21 protein-coding genes are annotated in these 26,980 nt (G+C 40.4%); 11 read left to right on the top strand and 10 right to left on the bottom strand.

The window, feature by feature from the left end; all coding sequences use genetic code 11:
- Positions 1 to 32: 32 nt before the first annotated feature.
- Positions 33 to 476: an SRPBCC family protein gene (locus RMY31_RS03700; RefSeq protein WP_322656926.1), complete on the top strand. Its 444-nt coding sequence runs from the start codon at positions 33 to 35 to the stop codon at positions 474 to 476.
- Here the strand turns inward: RMY31_RS03700 and RMY31_RS03695 are convergent.
- The 6 genes from RMY31_RS03695 to RMY31_RS03670 all read right to left on the bottom strand — a co-directional run bounded on the left by RMY31_RS03695 (position 473) and on the right by RMY31_RS03670 (position 8,325).
- Positions 473 to 1,870 carry an AtzE family amidohydrolase gene (locus tag RMY31_RS03695; RefSeq protein ID WP_322656925.1) on the bottom strand — a complete coding sequence of 466 codons (1,398 nt, stop codon included), beginning with the start codon at positions 1,868 to 1,870 and terminating at the stop codon, positions 473 to 475. The two genes, RMY31_RS03700 and RMY31_RS03695, sit on opposite strands and share 4 nt — an antisense overlap.
- Positions 1,867 to 2,055, bottom strand: coding sequence for a DUF4089 domain-containing protein (locus RMY31_RS03690; RefSeq protein ID WP_322656924.1), 189 nt, complete (start codon positions 2,053 to 2,055; stop codon positions 1,867 to 1,869). The genes RMY31_RS03695 and RMY31_RS03690 overlap by 4 nt, the downstream gene beginning before the upstream one ends.
- Before the next feature lie 34 nt (positions 2,056 to 2,089).
- A complete protein-coding gene (locus tag RMY31_RS03685) occupies positions 2,090 to 2,440 on the bottom strand; it encodes a DUF952 domain-containing protein (protein WP_322657082.1) in 351 nt (116 codons plus the stop codon).
- A gap of 165 nt (positions 2,441 to 2,605) precedes the next feature.
- On the bottom strand, positions 2,606 to 3,142 hold the full coding sequence (locus RMY31_RS03680; RefSeq protein WP_322656922.1) for an HAD family hydrolase: 537 nt from the start codon (positions 3,140 to 3,142) through the stop codon (positions 2,606 to 2,608).
- Positions 3,143 to 3,281: 139 nt separating this feature from the next.
- The gene (locus tag RMY31_RS03675; protein ID WP_322656921.1) at positions 3,282 to 4,799 is read right to left on the bottom strand and encodes a thioredoxin-like domain-containing protein; all 1,518 of its coding nucleotides are present in this window, start codon (positions 4,797 to 4,799) and stop codon (positions 3,282 to 3,284) included.
- A 97-nt stretch (positions 4,800 to 4,896) separates the two neighbouring features.
- Positions 4,897 to 8,325: a TIR domain-containing protein gene (locus tag RMY31_RS03670; protein WP_322656920.1), complete on the bottom strand. Its 3,429-nt coding sequence runs from the start codon at positions 8,323 to 8,325 to the stop codon at positions 4,897 to 4,899.
- A gap of 566 nt (positions 8,326 to 8,891) precedes the next feature.
- On the opposite strand from RMY31_RS03670, the gene RMY31_RS03665 reads away from it, so the two are divergent.
- From RMY31_RS03665 to RMY31_RS03655, 3 genes are all read left to right on the top strand, one after another.
- On the top strand, positions 8,892 to 11,258 hold the full coding sequence (locus tag RMY31_RS03665) for an NACHT domain-containing protein (RefSeq protein ID WP_322656919.1): 2,367 nt from the start codon (positions 8,892 to 8,894) through the stop codon (positions 11,256 to 11,258).
- Between the two features lie 217 nt (positions 11,259 to 11,475).
- Positions 11,476 to 11,676, top strand: coding sequence for a hypothetical protein (locus RMY31_RS03660; protein ID WP_322656918.1), 201 nt, complete (start codon positions 11,476 to 11,478; stop codon positions 11,674 to 11,676).
- 48 nt (positions 11,677 to 11,724) lie between these two features.
- Positions 11,725 to 12,636 carry a glutaminase gene (locus RMY31_RS03655; protein ID WP_322656917.1) on the top strand — a complete coding sequence of 304 codons (912 nt, stop codon included), beginning with the start codon at positions 11,725 to 11,727 and terminating at the stop codon, positions 12,634 to 12,636.
- A 34-nt stretch (positions 12,637 to 12,670) separates the two neighbouring features.
- Here the strand turns inward: RMY31_RS03655 and RMY31_RS03650 are convergent, their stop codons facing one another.
- A complete protein-coding gene (locus tag RMY31_RS03650; RefSeq protein ID WP_322656915.1) occupies positions 12,671 to 14,173 on the bottom strand; it encodes a hypothetical protein in 1,503 nt (500 codons plus the stop codon).
- 794 nt (positions 14,174 to 14,967) lie between these two features.
- Here RMY31_RS03650 and psaA point away from each other — a divergent pair.
- From psaA to RMY31_RS03625, 5 genes are all read left to right on the top strand, one after another.
- A complete protein-coding gene (psaA, locus tag RMY31_RS03645) occupies positions 14,968 to 17,226 on the top strand; it encodes a photosystem I core protein PsaA (protein ID WP_322656913.1) in 2,259 nt (752 codons plus the stop codon).
- A gap of 135 nt (positions 17,227 to 17,361) precedes the next feature.
- Positions 17,362 to 19,587 carry a photosystem I core protein PsaB gene (gene psaB, locus RMY31_RS03640; protein WP_322656912.1) on the top strand — a complete coding sequence of 742 codons (2,226 nt, stop codon included), beginning with the start codon at positions 17,362 to 17,364 and terminating at the stop codon, positions 19,585 to 19,587.
- 140 nt (positions 19,588 to 19,727) lie between these two features.
- A complete protein-coding gene (locus RMY31_RS03635; RefSeq protein WP_322656911.1) occupies positions 19,728 to 21,569 on the top strand; it encodes a DUF262 domain-containing protein in 1,842 nt (613 codons plus the stop codon).
- Between the two features lie 160 nt (positions 21,570 to 21,729).
- Positions 21,730 to 22,170, top strand: a complete 441-nt coding sequence (gene cynS / locus RMY31_RS03630) for a cyanase (RefSeq protein ID WP_322656910.1) — start codon at positions 21,730 to 21,732, stop codon at positions 22,168 to 22,170.
- Positions 22,171 to 22,284: 114 nt separating this feature from the next.
- Entirely contained in the window at positions 22,285 to 23,238 is a 954-nt protein-coding gene (locus RMY31_RS03625; protein ID WP_322656908.1) for a site-specific DNA-methyltransferase, read from the top strand.
- Positions 23,239 to 23,312: 74 nt separating this feature from the next.
- Here RMY31_RS03625 and RMY31_RS03620 read toward each other — a convergent pair whose 3' ends face one another.
- Positions 23,313 to 23,525: a hypothetical protein gene (locus RMY31_RS03620; protein ID WP_214433533.1), complete on the bottom strand. Its 213-nt coding sequence runs from the start codon at positions 23,523 to 23,525 to the stop codon at positions 23,313 to 23,315.
- Between the two features lie 325 nt (positions 23,526 to 23,850).
- Entirely contained in the window at positions 23,851 to 24,063 is a 213-nt protein-coding gene (locus RMY31_RS03615) for a helix-turn-helix domain-containing protein (protein ID WP_214433455.1), read from the bottom strand.
- 447 nt (positions 24,064 to 24,510) lie between these two features.
- Between RMY31_RS03615 and RMY31_RS03610 the strand changes: the two genes are divergently transcribed.
- Both RMY31_RS03610 and RMY31_RS03605 read left to right on the top strand, forming a co-directional pair.
- The gene (locus RMY31_RS03610; protein ID WP_322656906.1) at positions 24,511 to 25,578 is read left to right on the top strand and encodes an SGNH/GDSL hydrolase family protein; all 1,068 of its coding nucleotides are present in this window, start codon (positions 24,511 to 24,513) and stop codon (positions 25,576 to 25,578) included.
- A 19-nt stretch (positions 25,579 to 25,597) separates the two neighbouring features.
- Complete coding sequence (locus RMY31_RS03605) at positions 25,598 to 25,960, top strand: DUF4864 domain-containing protein (RefSeq protein WP_322656904.1); 363 nt, start codon at positions 25,598 to 25,600, stop codon at positions 25,958 to 25,960.
- A gap of 177 nt (positions 25,961 to 26,137) precedes the next feature.
- Here RMY31_RS03605 and larE read toward each other — a convergent pair whose 3' ends face one another.
- On the bottom strand, positions 26,138 to 26,968 hold the full coding sequence (gene larE, locus RMY31_RS03600; protein ID WP_322656901.1) for an ATP-dependent sacrificial sulfur transferase LarE: 831 nt from the start codon (positions 26,966 to 26,968) through the stop codon (positions 26,138 to 26,140).
- Between the last annotated feature and the right edge of the window lie 12 nt (positions 26,969 to 26,980).

The raw sequence follows: 26,980 nt of genomic DNA, 5'->3' as shown, positions 1-26,980 counted from the left end.
TACACAGTCCAAAATCTCAAATTTCAAATCCCATGGCAGATTGGCTAGAACATAGCGTACAGGTAGAAGTAGAAGCTCCCATAGAGTTAGTATGGAGTCTCTGGTCTGACTTGGAGCAAATGCCCCGCTGGATGAAATGGATTGATTCAGTCAAGGTTCCGCCTGATAATCCAGATATATCTCTTTGGAAACTGAATACTGGCGGTCTGGAATTTACCTGGAAATCCCGCATACTAAAATTTATACCCAACCAAATTATTCAATGGGAATCGGTTGATGGTTTGCCAAATCAGGGAGCGATTCGCTTTTACGATCGCCACGGTAGTAGTATCGTCAAAATGACAGTTTCCTATGCTATCCCCGGTATTCTTGGCAAAATCATGGATAACTTGTTTTTGGGACGGGTAGTTGAATCAACGATTCAAGCTGATTTGCAAAGGTTTAAACAATACGCTTTAAATCTTAAAGAAAATTAAGTTGACAAGTTAGTTTCGCTTGAAAAAGCGCTTACTGAAACTACACCCTTTGCCTCTAGAACTGCTGCAACCTGTAAAATCAATGCTTCATTATAGGGTGCAGCTATCAATTGCACACCTAGAGGTAGGGCATTGTGACGCTGAATTGGTACAGATAATACGGGTAAGCCAATAAAAGATAATGGCTGAGTGAATAAACCTAAATGAGGACGGACGAGAATTTCTTGCCCATCTAAAATCATAGTTTGTTGTCCAATTAGTGGTGCTGAAATTGGTGTTGTTGGGGCAAGAATTACATCCACATTTTGAAAGACTTCCCGGACGCGATCGCGATACCATTTTCTAAACCGTTGTGTTTGCAAATACCAATTACTCGGAATTAATGCCCCCGCCAAAAAGCGATCGCGTGTAGCTGGATCGAAATCTTGAGGACGCGATCGCAATTTTTCTAGATGCAGATTTGCGCCCTCGCTAGCTGTAATCACAAACGCGGCTGCACGGGCGCGGTGTGCTTCTGGTATTGTCACATACTCAGTTACATTCAATGCTGCTGCCACTTTTTGTACTGCTGCTAATGCTTCTGGTTCTGCACCTTTGAGAAAGTAATCACCAGCGATCGCAATTCTGATACCAGAGATATCTCGATTGAGTTGTGGTAAACATAATTCAGGAGGACGTTTTGTACAAACTAGATCGCGCTCGTCTTCACCCTGAAGCACATCAAACACCATAGCGATATCCCGTACCGAACCTGCAAAAGGGCCAATGTGGTCAAAACTACTAGAAAATAAAGCTACGCCAGCACGAGATAACCGTCCGTAAGTCGGTTTCAAACCAAAAACCCCACACAAAGCCGCCGGAACCCGAATTGAACCATTAGTATCAGAACCCAATGTTAGCGGTACTAATCCAGCAGCAACAGCCGCCGCCGAACCGCCTGACGAACCGCCAGCTACCCGCTGTAAATCATGTGGATTGTGAGTAGCACCGTAATGGGAGTTTTCCGTTACAAACCCGTAGGCGTACTCATCCATATTTAAAGCACCAACCAACACAGCACCCGCTTGTTTCAGCTTGGTTACTGCTGTTGCATCTTGAGTTGCTGGGGGGTTTTCTGCATTAATTTTCGATCCCGCCAGAGTTGTCAAACCAGCAATATCGAAGAGATTTTTGACAGCAAAAGGCACACCAGCCAACGCACCAACATTATTACCAACAGCTATTTCTTTATCAATTTGTGCTGCATTTGCCAAAGCCGTTTCCGCAGTTACAGTTGTAAAACAATTGAGTTCATTATTTCTTGCTACTATTTTCGCTAACGCAGCCTTGGTAACTTCTACCGCGCTAACTTTACCTTCACGCACAGCAGTTGCAATTGATACAGTATCATTCATGGTTCAAACACGGGTGCAACTTCAACTTCTTCTGGTAGGGGAAAAGAATTTACTAATTGTGCGATCGCTTTAATTCTCTCAAAATTCGTCACCACCCCATCCCGATACTCATCTCTTAATTGCAAATCCAATAACAACGACATTTGGTCAACATACTCATCCACATTAAATTCCTGACTTTCCATTTCTTCTCCGTGTTCTCTGTGTCTCTGTGGTTCGTTATTCTAAATCTATAGCTTCTTGTGGCAACTCAAAAAAACCATCTTCTCCAGGTTCAAAGTCAATCACCTTATAGACAGCATCAACATTTAACTCACCATAAACGTGTGGAAATAGTTCACCTATCTCAGCCTCTTCATAGCGAATTTCAGCTTTAACGCGATCGGAATCAATAAAAAGCAATACCAATCCTTTTTGATTAAAGAAAAACCTATTTGCAACTTTGATTATTTGGATTGACTTTGAACAATGGATAAAGCCTTCACTATCGAGCGTCTCACTGCGATAACTACCAATACTTTTTGCTTGTTGCCATTGTTTAAGTTGGGTTATGTGGAGGATAGTATTTATAAAATATTTAGGAATCGTTGCTGTTTCTAATATTTTAGTAAAATAGTTTAAATTAGTAAAATCTTTAATTACTTTTGTAGCACCTGCATTAAGTAAGGTGTTAGCTACTTTACCACTACCTATGCCCATCATAGGAATACTTAACTGATAAGCTGTTTTTACGTCCTAAACACCATCACCTACAAAAACAATTTTTTCAAAGCTTTCAATCTGATAAATATTCTGAGATTTTACAATAGCTGCCTTAACAATATCTGTTCGTGAAATCCCATCATCGGCTGAAGCCAAAGGAATACCTTCTATTTGTAAATTTGCTTTTTGCAGCTTCAGCTTAGCAGATTCACGCCATCCACCAGTTGCGATCGCAAGACACCAATCATGATTTAAACGTAATTCAGCTAATAAATTTGCAGAGCCAGGAATTTCACTAAATAAATCTTGGTTATTATTACATGCTTCCTGGAGTAAATTGACAAAATGTATTTTGATTTTTGCTAATTCTTCATTTGAAGGAATACGTCCTAATCTTTCAAGAAAAATTTGCTGAGTAATTCCAGAATCTGTAACATGTGTGTATTTAGCCCAGTTTCTATTTATCCCAAAAATTTGTAATTCTGACTCAAAAGCATGTACAAAACAATCTTCATTAATTTGGTTGGTATTGGTCAGTGTGCCGTCAATATCAAAAATTACTAATTGCATAAATTTATTTATTTGAATTTATAGAGCATACTAAAGCTTGAAAATTTATCAAGCTGCTCAACAACATGTTTATTGAAAATCTTATGCACAGACCAGGGGAACAGAGTTTTACTTTGCGCCTTTGCCTTAAATAATCATTCTATAAATTAGGCGGAATACAAACATCTGGCGCACACAAACTAGGAAATTGTAAAGTCGTAAGCTCAAACGTATTTAAATCTACACAGCGGATAGCATGGTTATTAGTATCAGCAATATATAAATATAAACCTATTGCACTCAATCCAGAAGGTTCAAAAAAACGAGTATTCTTTCCTTGACCATCTTGCAAACCAGCAGAACCATCTCCTAAAACTGTTTGACAATTGCCTGTGCTGGGACTCACTAATTTAATTTTGTGGTTGTAAGTATCAGCTATCCATAGAAAATTCTGAGCAGATTCTACTCCTAAACAATGCTGTAACCGCACATCTTCACGTTGTCCATCTACATCACCAAAACCAAATAACTGTCCACTACCACAAACGGTTCGTACTTGGAACGGTTCCACCAAACTTACGCCACGAATTGAACTTACTTCGCTGTCAGCAATATATAATTCTTGCCCATCAGTAACAATCCCACTAGGTTGGGCAAAGGCAGATTCGGTGAGAGAACCATCCACACAACCTTCTGCACCAGTGCCAGCAAAAGTTTTGACGATACTTGTTTCTAAGTCCATCTGCCAGATTTGATGCGGCCCTGCCATTGCAACAAACAGGATATTTCCGACTTTCACTAAATCCCAAGGAGAATTAAGTGCAGTTTCTAAACCAGCACCACTATGCGGTCGGATATTGCGGCTTTGTTCGCCTATTCCGGCGATGGTTTCTACAACTTGGCGCTTTAAATCAACTCGCCGCAAAGCATGATTTTCTGTATCTGCAACATAGAGAATCTGATTTTCTGCATCAAATGCCATTCCCTGTGGTGCAAAAAACTGCGCTTCGCTAAAAGTACCGTCAGTTAAACCAGATTTTCCTGTACCAATTAAATGCAGAATTTCCCCATCGAAGCTACTCATTACCAAGCGGTGATGTCCAGAGTCAGCAATGAACAAACCTTCTGAAGTAGCTAAGACTTTACCAGGAAAAGCTAAGGGTGTAATTAATGGTTGACGCTGTTTTTCTAAAGTCAAGCTAAGTTCTTGAAAATTAATAGTGCCTTTCTCAAAGTGTTGACTAATTAACTCTTGAATTAGCTGGTCTAAAGCGTTACGATTACCTTCTCCAGAGACATGGCCAATTACATAGCCTTGGGGGTCAATGACCATTAAAGTAGGCCAAGCACGCACTGTATACTCTTGCCAAACCCGAAAACCAATGTCAACTAAAACTGGATGTTCGATGTCGTAACGCAGAATAGCTTGGCGGATATTTTCGGTTTCCTTTTCGTTGTCAAATTTGGCGGAGTGAATGCCGATAACAGTAAGGCTATCTTTATATTTCTGTTCTAAATATTTCAGGTCTGGTAGAACGTGCAAACAGTTGATACAGCAGTATGTCCAAAAGTCTAAAATTACGACTCTACCCTTGAGTTGTTTGAGAGATAAAGGTTTATCAGTATTGAGCCAAGAGTAATTTTGTGGTAATTCTGGCGCTCTGACACGAGGAGTCATAAGATATTTCTGGCTTTTAGTATTTACCCAGATGAATGGTTATTTTTCCAAGAAATTCAAATTATTCTGTTTTAACCTGTTTTTTCCAGTAATACCCCTAAATATTTGACTTTTTAGGACGAACACCAGTAATAGCCCAGATTAATAAATTCAATGGATCGGATTCAGCATTACGAAAGTCTACTGATTTTAGCGATCGCAGCGAATGAGGTAGCTCTGTACCTTCATGAAAATTAGATAGAATTACTGGTATGATTGTATGCCCTTGACGTAGTGACTCAGCAATTAGATACCTAAATTCCTTTTCTTCCGTTGGATCTGCTGTTTTTTCACCAAAACATATTGCTATTGTTGAGATATCAGCTAATTCTCTGAGTTGTCTTCCTGGCTGAAGAATATCTTTACTAAGATATGTTTGAATTTGTTCATTTTCTAATTTATCAGCTATTTCTTTAATCAATTCTTTGTCTTTTGTTTGATGAACAAGTAAGATCGCCTGAGCTTGATTTTGATAAAAGAGTTTTGGAGTTTTTGTAATACTTTTGATAGCTTCTGTGAGTCTTTCTAAAGGTTCCTTTTCATGAATACTTTGAATGAAACGCACCCAACTCAATTCACGCAAAAACAGTAGCTCTGTTTGTTCAGGAATTGTGTTCAAACCCGGTAGCAAAACTGGAATTAAAGTTATACCTTTTTTAGTCCGCCGATTGTTAAGTAATAGTAATTCTTCTTTTTGCCAATCTCCCAAACCATGAAGACTAAGAAATATAGCAGCTGATTTAGCTTGCTCAATACCTTCTTGTAGTGCATTTTGAACTCTCTGTCCTGCACGAATTTCTTTGTTATCTAACCAAGGATTTAAGCTTCGTTCTCGCAGGAGGTTAGCAATTTGTTCTACTAAAGCTTTATCTTCGCTATTGTAAGACAAAAATACATCAAAATCATTGGTTGCAACCTTGCCTTTGATGACAGAAGTAGCTGTTTCAATTTCGCGTTGGGCATCAGCGGCTTTATCCATTTTGGGAATAATGTTAGTGCGGGCGGCTTCTAGAAGTTCTTCACCATCAAGTAAGGAAACACGGAAGTTATCACAAACATTACACCTAATCCAGTCAAAACCGAGTTTTCGTCTGCCCATAGCCTGTAACTCTGTGACTGATGTGTCGCATACGGGACAAACAAAAATGCGGCGACGGCTGATAGTTTCTGGTAAAGCCCTTCGTTTCAGGTGAGTATGCACGTATTCTTCAAATTGCAGTCTTGTCTCTTCACTTGCTTCTCGTTTAAAGAATAGAGTTAATTCTGCTTTACCTTCATCTATATTGCCGATGTGGCGTAGCCAGATGCCACACTCACCACCAACACTGGCTATAAATGTAACAGCATTTTTCCACATTTCTTTACGTTTAAAAATTTCGCTGCGAGACAAACGTACCGCCAAAGTGGTATATACATTTAAGACAGCCCCTTCAAACTCAAAAATCACTGCTTTTCCCTCAGGATCGGGAGCTTCAGTCCATTCACGGGTAAACTGGGAGGGGAAGACTAGCAATGGGCCAGGTTCGGCCTGTACCCGTAAAGCAATTTCACGAGCAAATAATTCTTCTACCGTGGCAATTAATAGCAATTTTTCCTGTTCTCGATCGGGGATACGTTCATCTTTTGGCATCCGAAACCGTCCTGCTAACACGTCTTCTTCCACGATGTAGCCCATACCCTCCGGCTGATCCTTTGCAGCGTTAATAATTGCTGAGGCGTAAGCATCTAATAGTTCTGGTTGCAAAAGAATTAGATTGCCAAAGCTAAGTCTGCGAATTAAATCCCGCGACTCCACCCGTCCAATACAAGTGTCAAACTGGTCTCTCACTTCTTTGGAATCAGGAAGAACATTTTTTAGCAAGAAAGCACGGTACAAGTCATCGGACGGAGATAGCAACCGTTGTGCTTTTTTTTCTTGTATTAGGAAATCTTTGATTTTCTGAAATAATTCTGTAGAAATTACGTTGGGCAAATCATCCCACTCAATGGTTTGACGAATGGCTGCGGCGAGTTGCGGTATTTGCCATCCCTCTTTGGCGCTAGTCTCGAAATAACCATCAAAACCAAGTTCGTTAATTAAAGCATTAATGCGTGCCTTACTAACACCAATGCTACCCCGATCTGCGCGGGCGACTACTAAAAATTTTTTTAAGGCGATCGCTGAATCACCTTGCAATTTTTGCGCTTGCCGTAAGGCACGGTTCCAGTAATATACTCCTGCAAAAGGATCGGTTTCACTGCGCGCATCAAATACAATCAAAGCAATTGCCAGCTCATTCAAATGTAATTGATGAATCAAACGATAACTAGGCTGTCCTGCTAAGTCCCATAGTAGTATTTCTCGTAATTCTTTGTGATCGTCACCTAGCTGCAATTCCTGTGTGTCAAAAGTCCAAACATGACGACTGTGGGTTGATTCTGTAGGGACAAACTTTTGATTAGTCAGCACTAAACTCAATCCCGACTTACCTACACCACTCTCACCCACGAGTACTACCTTGGCGTTCCTGTATAGATCGGAGGGATTAGTAGGAGACTCATTCAACAACACTTTCGCGTCGATTTTCCAAATACGGATAGTGGTGTCCGCTTCCCCTAGAGTCGCTAAGATAGGTTTTATTGGGTGAAAAGCTAACCCAAAAGGTAGTGATTTAGAAGTAGCTTCTTCCAAGACTGTCAACGTTTGCCAAGTGTCGCAGTGCCAGAGACGAACAGTATCATCAGAAGATTTGGAAGCTAGAAATTTACCATCATTAGAGAATTGTACACAATTCACCGAGGCTGTGTGTCCTTCTAAAATAAATAATAATTGCATTGTCTGAGGATTCCACAGGCGGATGGTGCGATCGTGGGAGGCTGATGCTAATCTTTGTCCATCTGGTGACCATGCAACACTGTAAACATCACCAGAATGTCCTCTCAGAATTTTTTTCAGTTGTTTTGTTTCTTTATCCCAAAGACGAATGGTGCTGTCGTGAGAAGCAGAAGCCAAGACTTTACCATCTGGCGACCATGCCAAACTATTTACTTGTCCTGAATGTCCTTCAATGATTTGGTCTATTCTGTTTGTAATATCCATCAAAATAATCGACCAATCATCACCTGTACCACCAGCAGCAACTATCGTATTATCCGGTGACCATGCCATACACAAGCATACACCTGTATGCATGGGATGTTTTCGTATCAGTTTGCCAGTATCCGTTCTCCAAACTCGAATGGTATTGTCAGCCGATCCGGAGGCAATATATTGACTATCTGGCGACCAGACAATTGTCCAAACCCGTCGATTATGTCCCTCAAGAGTATGAATGCATTGACCAGTTGCTAAATTCCAAAGTTTAATTGTGCGATCAAATGATGCCGATGCCAATATCTTGCCATCTGGTGACCATTCCACGCGACTAATTAACCCATTATGCTCGTGAAGCCCATATTTTAGTTCCCAACCAAGGGGTATTTCGCTGTCGTTGCCCTGATTTGTCATTTTAATTTACTATACCGTCAACAAAATAGTTAAATTTGCGTTCAAAAAGACATCTAAAGTCTGCTATCGCACATCTAGTTGATTGACTGTATTTCTGAGAACATGTATTAGCTATGCACTATAATTTTGTCCTTAATTCAAAGATTTATACATGAAATATTTGTCAGTTAGTATCAGAGAAGACTTGTATTGTATATGATTATATAATTTTTAGTGGACGACAATGGTTTGTATTATCTAGTTTTTCTTAACAATGATTTTTATAAAGTTTTATAAATGCTTGTTCGGTAAACAAAAGGTAATTAGCGGCAATTAGCGGCAATTGATGGCAATTTATTATCTCTATTTTAAATAGTGTAATTTAATAGTAATCAAATCATGTTTTTTAATTTGTAATTTTGCGGAAAAATAAAATTATAATTGAAAGTTGTAATAGGACATTGATTCTTGCATCAACCCAAAGTTAGGGTAATTCTATTAGTGTAGTGGAGAACCTCAGATCAGTGTATCACAGTAATCAGTCTTTACCTTTATCCAACCTTAAAATCAGTCAAAAGGAGGAAGAGATGGCAGCAATTCAAGTCGATCAAGATATTTTTCTGTTATTGAGACAAGCATACTCTGAAAAATTTGGAGGTTCACCTAGTTCTTTAATTAATAGATTAAACCATCTCTTTAGAGAAGAATTAGTTGTTGAAGGTGAGAATCTAATTGCAGATAGAACAATTCGTGCTTTTTTTAATTCTTCTGTGCCTCCAAAAATGCAAGAGAAAAATCTTAATTATCTATGCAGCGTACTTTTAGATCAAAAAAGCTATAGAGAAGCGTTAAGGCAGCTCATTAATATTAAGTCCGATCTTGAAGGAGATTGGCTAGATCCTTACTGGAAGCATCTTGATCGAAAGTGTAGAACGATGCGGGTATTGGATATGAATGAACCAATACTTATAGATAGTATTTATGTGAGATTTAATATTCTTAAAAATATTCAAGGACGTAGGCAGCAAACTATTCAGTATTTACTAAATAATTCAGAAAAAGAATCTAGTAATAAAACTGTTAAACGCTTACCTTTTTCAGGAAATGAAGAGCATGTCCCAGCATTAGAAGCTGCTATTCAACACCGGAAACTCATGATATTAGGAAAACCAGGAGCAGGTAAAACAACATTTTTAAAATATTTAGCTATTCATTTTCCAGCCGCAGAATCGAAGGAAAATATTATACCAGTTTTTATTGCATTGCGAGATATATCAAATAATGAAAGAAAGATTAGTTTAGGAGATGCAGTAATTCAGGAATTTACTAATTATATTCCTAACTCAGAAAACACTGTTAAGAAGTTATTAGAACGTGGACAGTGCTTAATTTTATTAGATGGCTTGGATGAAATAAAAGCAGAGAATAATAATATTTGTCGCCAAATTGATGAATTTACTGAACAATTTCCAGATAATCGTTTCATAATCACCTGTCGAAGTGCCGCTTGTGATTATGTCTTTAATACTTTTACTGAAGTAGAAATAGCAGACTTTGAACATGAAGAGATCGAGGCGTTTGCAAGAAATTGGTTTCAAGCTCGTGGAGAGCAAAATATTTGCGGTCGTTTTCTAGAAAAATTAGAAGAAAATCAACAAATTAAAGAATTAGCAACAAATCCTTTATTGTTAACAATTTTATGTTTGACTTTTGAAGATAACTATGATTTTTCTAGCAATCGCTATGGATTATATAGAGATGCCGTAGATACTCTTTTGAGAAGATGGGATGCTAGTCGTCGGATAGAACGTCAACCTAATTTTCATCTATCATGGCAGCGAAAAATTAATATGTTTAGTGAAATAGCTTATGAAGGATTAAGTCATAAACCCTCAAAATTTTTATGGCAACAGTGGGAATTACAAGACCAAATTGCTAAGTTTTTGAAAAATATTAGTTTCGAGATAGTAGATACTCAGGAAATTCTCAAACTCATTGAAGCTAACTATGGATTACTAATTCAGCAATTTAAAGGAATTTATTCTTTTTCTCATTTAACTTTTCAAGAATATTTCGCTGCAGAATATATAGTAGAGAACCGCCAACCTGAATTTTTTAAAGCTTTTGTTGAACAAAACCTTTTAGAACGGCAATGGCGAGAAGTCTTCATTTTAATTACAGAAAGACTGAGGAATGCAGATGAATTTTTAAAATTGATCTTTAGATGTATCAATGACATTGTAAAAAATAGTCAGGAATTACAATCTATGCTCAATTGGCTACATAAGATGACTACTGATGCTAACATCTCATCTAGTGGATGGAGAGCTTATTATTTAGCTATTGATTTAGATGTGGAACTTTATATTAGTCAAGCCATTCAAATTGAACGCCCTCTTTTTGGGAAATTGGCAACAGAGTTGAGAAATTATAATAAAAAACATAAAAAATTAACTCTTCCGCAACCAAAGTCTTTACTCATTTCTCGATTAGTAGCCATTCATGCTATAGCTATAGATCGCGCTAGTGGTAAACATTTTCAAAAGACTGATTTTACCCGTAAAGTTTTTGAATTTAGTAATGATTCAGATATAGATATTAAGAAAAAACTAAGTTTCGCGATTGAGAAAGCAGAAGAAGCAAAGTTAACTGACTTAGTTGGCGAATTGAAAAATTTACAAGGTCGTTATCCTGCTAGTGACGCTTCTAAGCCAGAATGGAAAACATGGGCAGAAGATCTGCGACAACTTATGGTTGATCATCTTGATGTTGGTCACAGCGTCGATCTGTCAAAAGATGCTGTTAAAGCTTTAGAGGAATATATTTATGCAAATTATTTACTACTAGAGTGTATTTCTGGAGAGAATAATTCTTCGAGAAGCTTGAGAGATGCAATTATTGATAATTTGCTATTACCTCAAGATGAAATTCCAACTGATTTATTAAGTATTTGAGCTTTTCTTGAGTATATCTTTGACAGAACCTTACCTGATCAGGACTTACGCAAAAAATAAATAATCTCTCAGTATAGCTTTTTTTGTATAAATAAGCACAAAAAAACTGTTGCTTTAAGAAAATGCCGCTTGTTGCCGCTTATTGCCATAAGAGTTTATACTTAGGAAAGCATTCTTATGCGCGTCTGCAAGTAAGCAAGTTAGGTAAGGCCTAGTTATGTTGAACAAAGACAATAACAGTAAACAATCTGTCAAATTTTGCAACCACAAACCTGGCGACCCTTGGGAAGAAGAAGGTTGTTGTGGACATTTGGAAGTAGATAATCGCTTTCAAACAAATCAGATAATTAATGAAGAAACTGGAGAACTAACCCAGCAAGCTGAAGAAGATAATTTTAATCAGATAATAATTAAGTAAGGTACTCCTTGTATCTTGCTGGAAAAACCTCTACGTGTTGTATCACTGTTGAAAGGACTTACAAGATTAACTAATACTGAATTATTGGTTTGCATACAGCAAGCCAATTCTCAGATAGACCAGGGAAAAGTAAGCGATCGCATTCCACAATTAGCTTTAGCAGATCCCCGTTCGTTTGCAGTTCATATCTGCTGTGAATCAAAGCACTATAGCCAAGGCGATACAGATTGTGTATTCCCGTTGATGAGTGCGATCAAGCCTTTTTCATTGCTCTATTTGCTAGAACACTTGGGAGCAGAAACAGTGTTGCAGTGGGTTGGGGTTGAACCTTCAGATGCGCCTTTCAATTCCCTACAGCAACTAATCGCTGATGGCGGACACCCCCGCAATTCCATGATTAATAGTGGGGCAATTGCCCTTGCAGATAAATTACCAGGAAACAGTGGTAACGATCGCACTCAATTATTCTGTCAATGGTTAAATCAATTAGCAGGTTGTCAACTCAAGTTAGATGAGGTGATGTTGGCTTCTGTACGTTCATCGCGTTCTCCTGCTAATCAAGCGATCGCTAATTATCTTGACGAAACAGAGCATCTAAACAATCTCGAAACAGCACTTGACACTTACGAGCAAATATGCTGTTTATCTGGAACAGTTGAAGATTTAGTTTTACTAGGAAAAGTCCTAGCTTGTGAAAACGGTTTTTTAGAATCACAGCATCGCCGGATTGTCAATGCCGTGATGTTAACCTGTGGACTGTACGAGGCTTCTGCTAAGTTTGCAGTCAAAATTGGTCTGCCAATGAAATCTGGAATTGGTGGTGGACTTTTAGCAACAGTACCAGGTGAGGGAGCGATCGCATGTTACAGTCCTGCATTGGATAGTATAGGTAATCCGGTAGCTGCGATCGCCTTTATTGAAACCTTATCGCAAAAGTTAGAGTTGAGCATCTTCGGCTAAAGGAATAGCCTTAAATTTTCGACGTGTCGGCAATTTATTGTTCTGGTGTCGGTGTGATTTCTGGTGCAGGAGATTCAATCACCTCTGGCAACGTTGGCGGTAAGCTGGGCGATGGTTGGGCGGTAGGACGAAAACGACGGTTAAAAAATCCACCAAATCTCTGTTTTTCAGGTTCAGGAGTTACATCTTGTGGTAATTCTGTTGCTTGTGGTGTAGGCGTTACCTCTGGCTGTGGTTTTGGTGTAGATGTAACTTCTGGTGCAGGAGACTCAATAACCTCTGGTAACGTCGGGGTTAAGCTGGGCGATGGTTGCGTGGTAGGACGAGAACGACGATTAAAAAATCCACCAAATCTCTGTTTTTCAGGTTCGGGAGTGACATTTTTGGGTACTTCTGTTGCTTCTGGTGTAGGTGTTATCTCTGGCTGTGGTAATTCTGTTGGCTGTGTTTGAGGTATTTCTAGAACTTTAGTTTCAGGAATTGGCTGTTCTTCTTTGCGCTGTGGTTGCGGCGTTGTTTCCACAGTAGGAGTTGTGGTAGCAGAAGGTGTGGGTGTAGGTTCAGTAGTTGGTTTCTTAGCAGTATAATTTTGGTCTACAATGCCACGCACATCTTCAGCTTGCAGTTCCCCTCTCACAATTCTCGACAGAGTGTCTTTGCCTTTTGGTTGGTAGTTAATTACTCTAACAGTGGTGTTAAAGGCATTTTTTACAGGGTTGCCTTGGTTATCAAGGAATTCCAGTTTTACCCAGTTCTTCCCAGGCTTGAAACCTTTAAGATAAACTGCTTGCCAACGATCGAGAACAAAGCTTTCGCCATTTATTGTGCTGCGGATGCGCCAATTTCCGAATTCATCATTGGAGTCATCTTTCGCAACAAGGTGTAGGGGGGCGTTAGTTAGGTAAAAGTCCAGCAGAATCGGTTCTGCACCATAACTGTCTTTAGGACGGCTGTAGGTGAGTAAGGGCAGAGTAGGATCTGGCTGGTTGTCATCAGTTTTGGTAAAAATGTGAAATGTTGTTTGGGCATAAGCCCCTTCATTTTTAAAGCTTTCATGCCAAGGACGGGAGGCAAAGACGCGCAGGGTATGAGTACCAGGGGACAAGTCTGGCAAAAGCAAGGGCTGATTTAGATCGTAAACAGCTATATAAGGTTGATTATCAAGAATTACATGTAAATGAGGCCCTAATCCTAGTTGCGGGTCTTTAAATATAGGTAAATCTTTAACCTGAAAGCTGACTGTCACTGTGTTCTCTTGGAGAACTTCATCAGGTTTAGGCGTAACTATCGTCACCTGTGGCCGATAAATTTCCAAAGCTGGGCGTAATTCTTGAATGACATCTGGAGGAGAGACTTCTGAAAATTGCTGAGAAATCTGTTGAGGTTTTTCTTTATAGCCAATGGATACTTCTTGGCTAACAGCTTTCTCGCCGCAACTGGCCAAATTCAATACTAGCGCTAATGTAATTAACCATCTAAAAATAGTAAAACTCCTAGGGAGGAGCTGCTTTAAAACTAGTTTCTGCCACAAATTCATGCCTTACACCCAGTTATAGTCTTCAACCACTGACCAAAAAGAATTCAGGAGGAGGCAGTGCGTTGGGGAAGCAGTACGTTGCGGTGAGGCAGTCGGGTATTGGGGATTTCCCCCATAATGAACTGCCTTTGGCGACGTTCGCGTCAGCAGACGCACCAGAAGGAGCGTCACCCGAAGGGTAGCAACTGCCGTACAGTAGAGGCGCAAGATCGGCTTTGCGCTAGTACAGGAATCAAAATGAATTTTTGTACAACAGGGATATTCTGAATTCAGAATTCTGGCTTCCGGATTCTTCTCAAAGATTATTTTGGCTTAAACTGTCCACCCGGAACTATAGCCCAAAGGTGAAATCTTCCTCATATCCCACGACATTTTCTTTATCTTTCTCAAAGATATGGCTGAATAGTAATATTTGTGACAATGCTTGACAACAAGCGTTTCAATACTGAACCAAACTATTTTAGTAATAAAAACAGCAAGGCACGAAATGCCTACTATATACAGTAAAACCATAAGTTTTACGAATTGTTATCCTTTGTAAATTATATGAAGAAACTATTGACTTTTTGGACATAACTTTGAAGTTAAAAGGCATGAAAGGCAATTATTTCAGGGATTTTGAATTATTGTTAAAATGTGTCCAACAGTGTACAAGTGAAGACTCTATAATTCAACAGAAACAACTCTCCACATAGGGTCTTCCACCGCGGCTCCAGAAATTTTCTGGAAGCTGTGGTAACGGTTCACTTTGTGGTATCCATGATTCCTCATTCCTTATCCAGAGAGGAGGTCGAATGACAATCAGTCCTCCGGAGCGAGAGGAAAAAAAGGCCAGAGTCATAGTCGATAACGATCCGGTTCCTACCTCATTTGAAAAATGGGCACAACCAGGTCACTTCGACAGATCTTTAGCCAGAGGTCCCAAAACCACCACATGGATTTGGAACCTTCATGCCCTCGCCCACGATTTTGATACACATACAAGCGATTTAGAAGAGATATCCCGCAAGATATTTGCCGCGCACTTCGGCCACCTAGCCGTCGTGACGATTTGGTTGAGCGGGATGATATTCCACGGCGCGAAGTTTTCCAACTACGAAGCGTGGCTAACCGACCCGTTGAACGTGAAACCTAGCGCTCAAGTCGTTTGGCCAATTGTGGGACAAGACATTTTGAATGGTGATGTCGGTGGTGGCTTCCACGGCATTCAAATTACTTCTGGCTTGTTCCAGGTATGGCGTGGCTGGGGTATTACCAACTCCTTCCAGCTTTACTGCACTGCCATTGGCGGCTTGGTATTAGCAGCCTTGTTCCTATTTGCTGGTTGGTTCCACTACCACAAGCGCGCTCCCAAACTGGAATGGTTCCAGAATGTGGAGTCAATGCTAAATCACCACTTGCAAGTATTGCTGGGTTGTGGTTCTTTGGGATGGGCTGGTCACTTGATCCATGTGTCCGCACCAACCAACAAGCTGCTGGATGCAGGTGTTGCCCTCAAAGACATACCCTTGCCCCACGAATTCATCCTGAATAAAGACTTGTTGATTGAGCTTTATCCCGGCTTTGCCAGCGGTTTAGCGCCTTTCTTCACCTTGAATTGGGGTCAGTATGCTGACTTTTTGACATTCAAGGGCGGTCTGAACCCGGTAACGGGTGGCTTGTGGCTGACAGATATTTCTCATCACCACTTAGCGATCGCAGTACTGTTCATTATTGCTGGGCACCAATACCGTACCAACTGGGGTATCGGTCACAGCATTAAAGAGATCCTGGAAAACCATAAAGGACCCTTCACTGGTGAAGGTCACAAAGGTCTCTACGAAAACCTCACCACATCTTGGCATGCTCAGTTGGCAACCAACCTTGCCTTCTTGGGTTCCTTGACCATCATCATCGCGCATCATATGTACGCGATGCCCCCGTATCCATACTTGGCAACTGACTACGCTACGCAGTTGTGCATATTCACTCACCATATTTGGATCGGTGGCTTCCTGATTGTGGGTGGAGCCGCTCACGCAGCTATCTTCATGGTTCGGGATTACGATCCGGTTGTGAACCAAAACAACCTACTGGATCGGGTGATTCGTCACCGGGATGCGATTATTTCTCATCTGAACTGGGTGTCTATTTTCCTTGGCTTCCACAGCTTTGGACTGTACATCCACAACGACACAATGCGTGCCTTGGGCCGTCCCCAAGACATGTTCTCTGACACAGCGATTCAGTTGCAGCCAGTGTTTGCTCAGTGGATACAAAACATCCACGCCTTAGCTCCTGGAACAACTGCACCCAATGCCCTAGAACCAGTAAGCTATGTATTTGGCGGCGGTGTGTTGGCTGTAGGCGGTAAAGTGGCAGCTGCTCCCATTGCTTTGGGTACAGCCGACTTCTTGATTCACCACATTCACGCCTTCACCATTCACGTCACCGTCCTAATTCTGCTCAAGGGCGTGTTGTTTGCCCGCAGTTCTCGTCTGATTCCAGACAAGGCTAACCTAGGCTTCCGCTTCCCTTGCGACGGCCCTGGTCGTGGCGGTACCTGTCAAGTATCTGGTTGGGATCATGTATTCCTCGGATTATTCTGGATGTACAACTCCCTATCGATTGTGATCTTCCACTTCAGCTGGAAAATGCAATCTGATGTTTGGGGAACCGTAGACGCAGCAGGTAATGTGACTCACATCACTGGTGGTAACTTTGCCCAAAGTGCCATCACCATCAACGGCTGGTTGCGTGACTTCTTGTGGGCGCAAGCTTCACAAGTAATCAACTCCTACGGAAGTGCGCTGTCTGCATATGGACTCATGTTCTTGGGCGCTCACTTTGTCTGGGCATTCAGCTTAATGTTCCTGTTCAGTGGTCGCGGCTACTGGCAAGAATTGATTGAATCCATCGTTTGGGCGCACAATAAACTGAAGGTAGCGCCTGCAATTCAGCCTCGCGCTCTGAGCATTATTCAGGGACGAGCTGTAGGTGTGGCTCACTACTTACTAGGAGGAATTGCCACAACCTGGGCATTCTTCCACGCACACATCCTTTCAGTAGGGTAGCAATCAGTGATAGGAGTGCTGAGTGCTGAGTGCTGAGTGCTGAGTAGTTTAGTAAAACTCGGAACTTTGGACTCAAAACTCAGAACTCCAGAAGCTGAAACCTGATGGCTAAAGGTCAGAGGAATTATCAAACCTATGGCAACGAAATTTCCAAAATTTAGCCAGGATCTCGCACAGGATCCGACTACTCGTCGGATATGGTATGCGATCGCAACAGGCAACGACTTTGAAAGCCACGATGGCATGACAGAAGAAAATCTTTACCAAAAGATTTTCGCCACTCACTTCGGTCACTTGGCAATCATCTTCCTGTGGGCATCGAGCCTCCTGTTCCACGTAGCCTGGCAAGGTAACTTTGAACAGTGGATTAAAGATCCCCTGCACATCCGCCCAATCGCCCATGCGATTTGGGATCCTCACTTCGGTAAACCAGCGATCGAAGCTTTTACCCAAGGTGGTGCTAACTATCCAGTCAACATTACCTACTCTGGTATCTACCACTGGTGGTATACCATCGGGATGCGGACAAATAGCGAGCTGTACGCTGGCTCAGTATTCCTGCTAATCTTCGCAGCTGTATTATTGTTCGCTGGTTGGCTGCACTTACAGCCCAAGTTCCGTCCTAGCTTGGCATGGTTTAAGAGCGCCGAACACCGCCTGAACCATCACTTGGCAGGTCTATTTGGTGTCAGTTCTTTGGCTTGGGCCGGTCACTTGATTCACGTTGCTATCCCCGAAGCTCGCGGACAGCATGTAGGTTGGGATAACTTCCTGACCACCCCACCCCATCCAGCAGGTTTGACACCTTTCTTCACTGGTAACTGGGGTGTATACTCACAAAACCCTGACACCGCCAGCCATGTGTTTGGCACATCACAAGGTGCAGGAACTGCGATTCTGAGTTTCTTGGGTGGTTTCCATCCCCAGACAGAATCCTTGTGGTTGACTGATATTGCTCATCACCACTTGGCGATCGCAGTACTATTCATCATTGCCGGTCATATGTACCGGACTAACTTTGGGATTGGTCACAGTCTCAAAGAGGCATTGAATGCTAAGAGCTTCTTCGGTATTCCTGTAGAAGGGCCTTTCAACCTGCCTCACCAAGGTATCTATGATACCTATAACAACTCCCTACACTTCCAGTTGGGTTGGCACCTAGCAGCCTTGGGTGTGGTTACATCCTTAGTAGCACAGCACATGTACTCCATGCCTGCTTATGCATTTATTGCTAAGGACTACACAACTCAGGCAGCTTTGTACACACATCACCAGTACATCGCCATCTTCCTGATGGTTGGAGCCTTTGCCCACGGAGCAATATTCTGGGTACGTGACTACGACCCCGAACAAAACAAAGGCAACGTTCTTGACCGCGTACTGAAGCATAAAGAAGCGATTATCTCGCATTTAAGCTGGGTATCCCTTTTCTTAGGCTTCCATACCCTCGGTTTGTACGTTCACAACGACGTAGTAGTTGCTTTCGGTACTCCTGAAAAGCAAATCTTGATTGAGCCAGTATTTGCTCAGTTCGTCCAAGCTGCTAACGGTAAGGTACTTTACGGTTTAGATACTTTGCTATCTAACCCAGATAGTATTGCTTCCACAGCATGGCCCAACTACGCTAACGTCTGGTTACCAGGCTGGTTGGAAGCTATCAACTCCGGTACTAACTCCCTGTTCTTAACAATTGGCCCTGGCGACTTCTTGGTACACCATGCGATCGCATTAGGCCTGCACACCACCACCTTGATTTTGGTCAAAGGTGCTTTGGATGCACGTGGTTCCAAGCTAATGCCCGATAAAAAGGACTTCGGCTATTCCTTCCCCTGTGACGGCCCCGGTCGTGGCGGTACTTGCGACATCTCTGCTTGGGATGCCTTCTACCTAGCTCTGTTCTGGGCATTGAACACAGTCGGTTGGTTAACCTTCTACTGGCATTGGAAACATTTAGGTATTTGGCAAGGTAACGTTGCTCAGTTCAACGAAAACTCCACATACCTGATGGGTTGGTTCCGGGATTATCTATGGGCTAACTCCGCTCAGTTGATTAACGGTTACAACCCCTACGGCGTGAATAATCTGTCTGTTTGGGCTTGGATGTTCCTCTTCGGACACCTAGTTTGGGCGACTGGCTTCATGTTCCTCATCTCTTGGAGAGGTTACTGGCAAGAGTTAATTGAAACTCTGGTCTGGGCACACGAGCGCACTCCTCTAGCTAACCTAGTTCGCTGGAAAGACAAGCCCGTTGCTCTATCCATCGTCCAAGCTCGTTTGGTTGGTCTAGCTCACTTCACAGTTGGCTATGTCTTGACCTACGCAGCCTTCTTGATTGCCTCTACAGCTGGTAAGTTCGGTTAAGGCTACTAGTTTTGTAGGTAAGTAATTTAAATCCCCTACTAATGGTAGGGGATTTTTATTACTTAGTTTAATTATTACACACACCTTTTGGTGTCTTCGGCTACTATCATAAATGAAGGTACGCTACTTATGTAAAAACTATGACTATGCAACCTGAGAGTACATCATTAGGAGATTTATTTTGTCGTCGAATTCCTTTTAAAGTACCAAAATACCAAAGAGCTTTTGATTGGGAGCAAGAAGAAATTGATGATTTTATTAAAGATTTATTGGTGCTGTATAACGCAAGAAAAATTAATCCTAGTCAGCCAAGAAAACATTTCTTTGGTGGTTTAGTAAGTATAAAACAACATATACCCAACAGTTATACAGGAAATCTTTATGATTTGGTTGATGGTCAGCAAAGGCTAGCAACTTTCACAATGACAATTGCTTCCCTTGTTAAGGCATTTGAGTCACTTGCTAATGAAGCTGAAGTTGAAAAAGATATAGAAACCTCGCAAGCAGCTAAATCCTATGCAAGTACTACCAGAGATGAATACTTAGAATATAAAGAAGTAGTCAATAACCAATTGCAACCGCGTCTTCGCCTTACTCTCTCAAAAGCCGATCATGCCTTTTTTGAAGACTTGATAAATGGTCGCAGTCCTCAATGGTCACGAGATTCTCATAAAAAATTACAAGTAGCATGGGATTCTATTAGGACAAATCTTATTGCTAAAATACTGAATGATATTACTAAACCTAGTGTCTCTGATAAACTTAATTCTCTTCTACAATTACGAAAGTCTGTTATAGAAGACTGCTATGTAATTTATATTGTTAGTGAAGATAGAAGTGAAGCTTATAGATTATTTGCGGTACTAAATGATAGAGGTAGAGAGTTGAGTGATGGAAACAAGCTGCGCTCAGATACTCTTGAATTACTAGAAAAACATGAGAGAGAACAAGAACTTGCGGAAGATAACTGGGACACAATACTTAGCTATCCAGCAACAGAAGTAGAACAATTCTTTAGAAATTACTATGCATCACATCAGGGTAAGGGTGCAGCCAAGAGAAATTTAGCAGATACATTTAGAGATGATATATTTAAATTTCCACCCGGAATTGTTTTAGAGATATCTGAAAATGAAGAAGCTAAAAAAGTATCTCATACTATTTCTGACATAAAAAATGAGCAACAAGTTTTTATAGAAATATCAGAACGAAGATGGCCTTATCGAGATTCTACTGCTTCAGACTGGCAACAAGAAAGACTACAACGTTTAATAAAAGTGTTAAGGCATACACTTTGTATACCACTTTTACTTAGTGTTTATCATTGTCTTTCAGAAAAGGAATTTATAGAAATTATAGATATTTTGGAACGCTTTGCTTTTCGCTACATTACTATTGTAGGAGCGCACGCTGAAAAAATATCTACAATATATTACGATCACGCAAAGTTGATTAGACAAGCACCGCAACAATATAAAATTTCTACTTTAAGAAATGAACTGAAAGCAGTGCAAGAAAAATATGCACCTGATGAAACTTTTGAATCCCTATTAATACAAAAATTAAACTATCAAGATAATTCTTCTAAGAAAATGATTATTAGGCATTTTTTAACTACATTAGAGGATCATTTTGAGTGGTACTCTAATGGTGCAAATGGTAAACCCAAGCCAAATGAAATAAGTATTTTTGATTTAAGCAAAGTTACAATAGAACATATATACCCGCACCATGCTAGCAGTACTTCCATAATTGAAGAGCTTGAATTATTAAAGAATGATGTTGGGAATTTGTCTTTTTGGCCTGGTCGTAACAACAATAGTGCAGGTAACAAGTCGTTTTTTGATAAAAAAAGTCTTTACGAACAGTCAAATGTAACATTAAATAGAGAGCTAGCAAAATTTAATGACTGGGATAAGGATCGCTTCCAAGAAAGAAGAAATAAATTACTAAAAATGGCGAAAAAGGTTTTTACTGTCTAGAGATAAGTCAGCCTATGAACATTAAACTTGTGGAATCGCTGTAGCAAGTTATATTATCTCTGTAATGAAGAGCGATTGCAATGTAAAGCATGTTATCAAGCTAGTGAACACCGCGATCGCCTAAAATAAACCAGTATAAATTAATTAACGGAGTTACCAAGTGTCTATTCCCGAAATTACACAAACACTATTATTAGCAAAGAGAAATAAAGGACTAAGCTTTGCAGATTTAGAACAAATTCTTAAACGCGATGAAGTATGGATTGCAGCTTTATTTTATCGTCAAGCTAGTGCTTCAGAGGAAGAGGCGAAGTTACTCGTTGAAGCATTAGGGTTAGATGCAAGTTATATTCAAGAATTGACTGCATATCCTGTGAAAGGATTGGGGCCAGTTGTACCAACCGATCCACTGATTTATCGTTTTTATGAGATTATGCAAGTCTATGGGTTTCCGCTTAAAGACGTAATTCAGGAAAAATTTGGTGATGGTATTATGAGCGCCATTGATTTTACTTTAGATGTGGAGAAAGAAGAAGACCCCAAAGGTGATCGCGTCAAAATTATTATGTCTGGAAAATTTCTACCCTACAAAAAATGGTAAACTATGAGCTTAGTAATAAGGGTTGCCTTACTTTCATACTATTATTTACTATGAGTCGCACCAAAAACAAGTTATAAATATAACAATGCAATAATTTTATAAGATTAACAACTCTTGATATCTGATACTACGACAACACAAAAATTTAATACTTTTAGCCCTTATTATACTCAAAATAATGGAGCAGTATATTTGGGAGATAGCTTAGAACTAATTAAATTCCTTGATGATAATAGTATTAATTTAATCTTGACATCACCTCCGTTTGCTCTGACTCGAAAAAAAGAATATGGCAACGAAAGTGCTGACAAATATGTTGAGTGGTTTTTACCTTTTGCCTACGAATTTAAAAGAGTATTAACAGATAATGGCTCATTTGTTTTAGACTTAGGCGGCGCTTACCTTTCTGGTAATCCCGTACGGAGTATCTACCAATACGAACTTTTAGTTAAATTATGCAAGGAAGTCGGCTTTTTCCTTGCTCAGGAATTCTATCACTATAATCCGGCTCGATTGCCGACTCCTGCCGAATGGGTGACAATCAGACGCATTCGCGTTAAAGATTCAGTTAATGTAGTTTGGTGGTTGTCTAAAACGCCAAATCCCAAAGCAGATAATAGAAAAATTTTAAAGCCATATAGCCAGAGTATGAAGCAATTACTCAAAACTGGCTATAAAGCTAAAAAACGTCCGAGCGGACATGATATTTCTGAGAAATTTCAAAAGGATAACCAAGGTGCAATTCCGCCAAACTTGCTAGAAATTGCCAATACTGAATCAAATAGTGCTTATTTACGCCGCTGCAAAGCAGCAGGAATTAGAACACATCCAGCACGTTTTCCTCAAGGGTTCGCCGAATTCTTTATCAAATTCTTAACTGATGAAGATGATATGGTTTTAGATCCATTCGCAGGTTCTAATACAACTGGGTTTGTTGCAGAAACTTTGCAACGCCGATGGATATCTTTTGAAATTAATGAGGATTATCTCGTGGGAAGTCGCTATCGATTTAGTCAACAGCCAGATTCTGCTAAGGGTGAGGAGGGAAAAGTTAAAAGTGAGGAGTGAGGAGTTAACAGTCACGAGTTAAGAATTAAAATTCATAATTTATAACTCGCCACCTCTAAATTACAGCTATTCATTTAAATCTCTCCATTTACTTGCATTTGATGAACTTGATTCGCTAACTCTTGACGACTTTGATCGTCTAGTTTGTCAATTGCTAACATTCCCATCAGAATAACTTCTTTCAGGGTTAAACGTGTTGAATGTGCCTGTTTTTGCACAATCTCCTTAATAATTGGACTAACACCAATCGCTGTACTAGCTCTAGCCACAGAACAATAGGGAAACACTAATGACATCGCCTAAATCTTAACACTTTCAAGGAGTTTATTCTATAATAGATAAAACTCAATTTAAGTGTGTAAAAACTTATATTTATGTGTTTAAGTACAACTTTTAAATTACCTTTATAGAAGATAATGGCATAAATGAGGCCTATTCTCCTATTTATGCACAATTTTGACCAATTACTCAATAATAGTATCAAACTTACCTGATTGTACTTAGAATCTGCTCTCGATCAAAATTATTAATACTTTGCAACAACTTATATGCTTATTGGTTAATGTCATAGCATTTTAATTTTAAGAACAACCTCAGACACAAGCCCATCCCTTATTCTTCGAGAATTTCCACCAACTCTTCAATCATGACATTAAAGGTACGAGCTAACTTTTGGATAGAAGTAAAGTCAACTGTTGTCATTTGCGAACGGCGGGCATAGCTTCTCACTGTACTGTAAATTACCCCAGAACGGTCTGAAACCTCCTTCAAAGTCCAGCCTTTTTCTTGTGCTAGTTCTCGAATCTTTAATCTGACTAATCCCATAGTTGACAACTGATGCGATCGCATCCTTCAATTTTAGATAAGAAATCAAAAGGCGATCGCTACCGAAACTAGTAAACTAGCGTTCGGTAAAATGTACCTCAATTTGGGTACTGATTCACATAGATATTTACTAAGCTCATAAGCATTTAAGTTGCATATCTGGGTAAAAGGAGGCAGTTGTGGCTTCTGGCTCCTGACCTCTTGCTGTCTTGGTTAAGCACAGTGCAAGTTAAATACAAATCGGCCGATCTCAGAGAAAGACTACTTACGTAAAGTAAAAGCTTGCTTTAAAGAAATTGTAAATTGTCAAACATAATCTCATTAACCCGCTTTACAGAACTATACAGTTTCACTGAAAATAATAAATTGACAAAGTAAAATTGTCCCGAATATAGGCAATTGATGCTGTCAATTAGTAAAAACAGTGAGTAGAGGAGTGACAAAGCGATGAGGGACCCTTATCTGTTGGCAGCAAGCTTGTTAACAGGATTAGTATTACCAACATCAGCTCTTCCACAAGTATCGATTATCTTGCCGGAAAGTTCTAAATTCCTGTCTAATTTACAACACAATTCACAGCCAACAATAAGTGAGAACAATATCCTCAGCTTTGACATCTCCTTACCAGAATTCAGTCGTCAAGCTTTGCCGCTTGCAGATGCCTCTCAACCAACACTAAGTCAGAAAAGCATCCCTAGCCTCGACAGTTCCTTACCACACTTTAGTAATCAGGTATTATCAGCACCAACAGAATCATCACTCAACCCTAGCTACCAACCACATACTCTACCGTTGACATCTGGCAATCAACTGTATTACCAAAGATTAGTAACGCTAAAAACTGATAAAATTTATACACATGTGGATACTGTGAGAGTGCAATCATTATTGGAGTCAGCCAAGAAACCTCAGCTCACTTATGAAGATTGGAAAAGTTTATTAGCTTTAGAAGCCAAAGCAATCACTCAAATTCAAGATGGAAATCATCTGAGTATTTTGGTAGGTGATTCTTTGAGTATGTGGTTTCCCGCCGAAAAATTGCCTGCTGGAAAATTGTGGCTAAATCAAGGAATATCTGGAGATACTTCTGGAGGCATTTTCAAAAGATTGGCAGCATTTTCGGCAACAAGACCAGAGGCAATTTACATCATGGCTGGGATTAACGATTTACGCAAAGGTGCTAGTGATGAAACAATTTTGCGTAATCACCGCCGGATTATCCGTAGCCTCAAACAGAGTCATCCCAAAACTCAGATAATTATCCAATCAATTCTGCCTACTCGCCTAGAATCAATTCCTAATAGCCGGATTCGTCGCATCAATGCACAGCTTGCCTCAATTGCCAAACAAGAAAAAGTTTCTTATGTGAATATCTATAGTTGGTTTATAGATTTTCAAGGCAATTTACGTTCCGAGTTGACCACAGATGGACTGCATCTGTCTCCAGATGGTTACGATGTTTGGCGTTCAGCGCTACAGCAGCTAGAATTTCAGCTTACTCAGCGAGAGAACTGAGCGATCGCATTTTAAAATTATGCAATTTACTGAGAGCGATTTTATCGCCATACGTTCTGTAATTGAAAGTCAATTAGAAGCCTTTCAAAAGGATAATGCTCAAGATGCCTTTGCCTTTGCCAGTCCTGGAATTCAAGAGCAGTTCCGCACTCCAGAAAACTTTATACAGATGGTGAGGAAGCACTACCCTGCTGTCTACCGTCCTCGTTCTGTCTTCTTTGAGAATATTACAATTATCCAGAGCAATATCACCCAGCCAGTATTGCTACTTAGTCCTCATGGAATTCCACTAAGAGCTTTGTATTTAATGGAAAAACAGCCAGATGAAACCTGGAGGATTAACGGCTGCTTTCTGATATCCGTAGAAGCGAAAATTGTCTAAACAGAATTCAGGAGTCACAAGTTACAAGTCAGAATTTGGGAGGAATTGATGACGACTGGCGCATGAATATAGGGTTTTTCGCAACTTCTCCAAATCTACAATTTAGAGGTCTACATAATCGTAGCTTTGAAATCAGCACTGGAAAAGCATTCTGAATTCTGCATTCTGGATTCTACTTTATGATTTAGCACCCAAGGCTTGCCGATTTAAAACCTGATTCAACTTACCGCTGCGATAGCCTTCTAAGTCAAGAGTGATGTAGATAAAGCCAAAATCTTGAAACACAGAAACTACTGAGGGTAAATCCGTAGTCAAAATAAATTCTTTAATCTGTTCTGGCGACAATTCAATCCGTGCTGTATCTCCTTCAGAACGCACGCGTAAATTCTGCCAACCCAGCTTTCGCAGATAAATCTCTGCCCTACCCACTCGTTGCAACTTGGCTACAGTAATCTCTTCCCCGTAGGGAAAGCGGGAACTGAGACAAGGTTGTGCGGGTTTATCCCACCAAGGTAATCCTAGTTGTTGTGAAAGTTGACGGACTTCAGCTTTGCTGACACCGATTTCTGCTAAAGGCGATCGCGCACCTCTTTCTTTTGCAGCTTGAATTCCTGGGCGATAATCGTGCAAATCATCAGCATTCACCCCATCCACCACATAAGGATAACCCAACTCTACAGCTAGAGGTTTGAGAGTATCGTGCAACTCACTTTTACAAAAATAGCAGCGGTTGACGGGGTTAGAAGTGTAATTGGGGTTGTCCATTTCGTGAGTCTGGACAATTTTATGCGAAATCCCAATAGTTGCAGCTTGAATTTTGGCATCTTCCAGTTCTTCTGGCAATAACGAAGGAGATACCGCTGTAATCGCCAAAGCGCGATCGCCCAACACATCATATGCAATCTTCGCCACCAATGTGCTGTCAACACCTCCAGAGTAGGCAATCAAAGCCTGCTCCATTTCTGCAAATAAAGCTTTTAGTTGCTCAAGTTTTCCTATTACCATCATTTCCCAATCCCG

It is taken from the genome of Dendronalium sp. ChiSLP03b (assembly GCF_034531165.2).
Lineage (GTDB): Bacteria > Cyanobacteriota > Cyanobacteriia > Cyanobacteriales > Nostocaceae > Dendronalium > Dendronalium minutum.
This window is presented reverse-complemented; position numbering and strand designations above follow the sequence as displayed.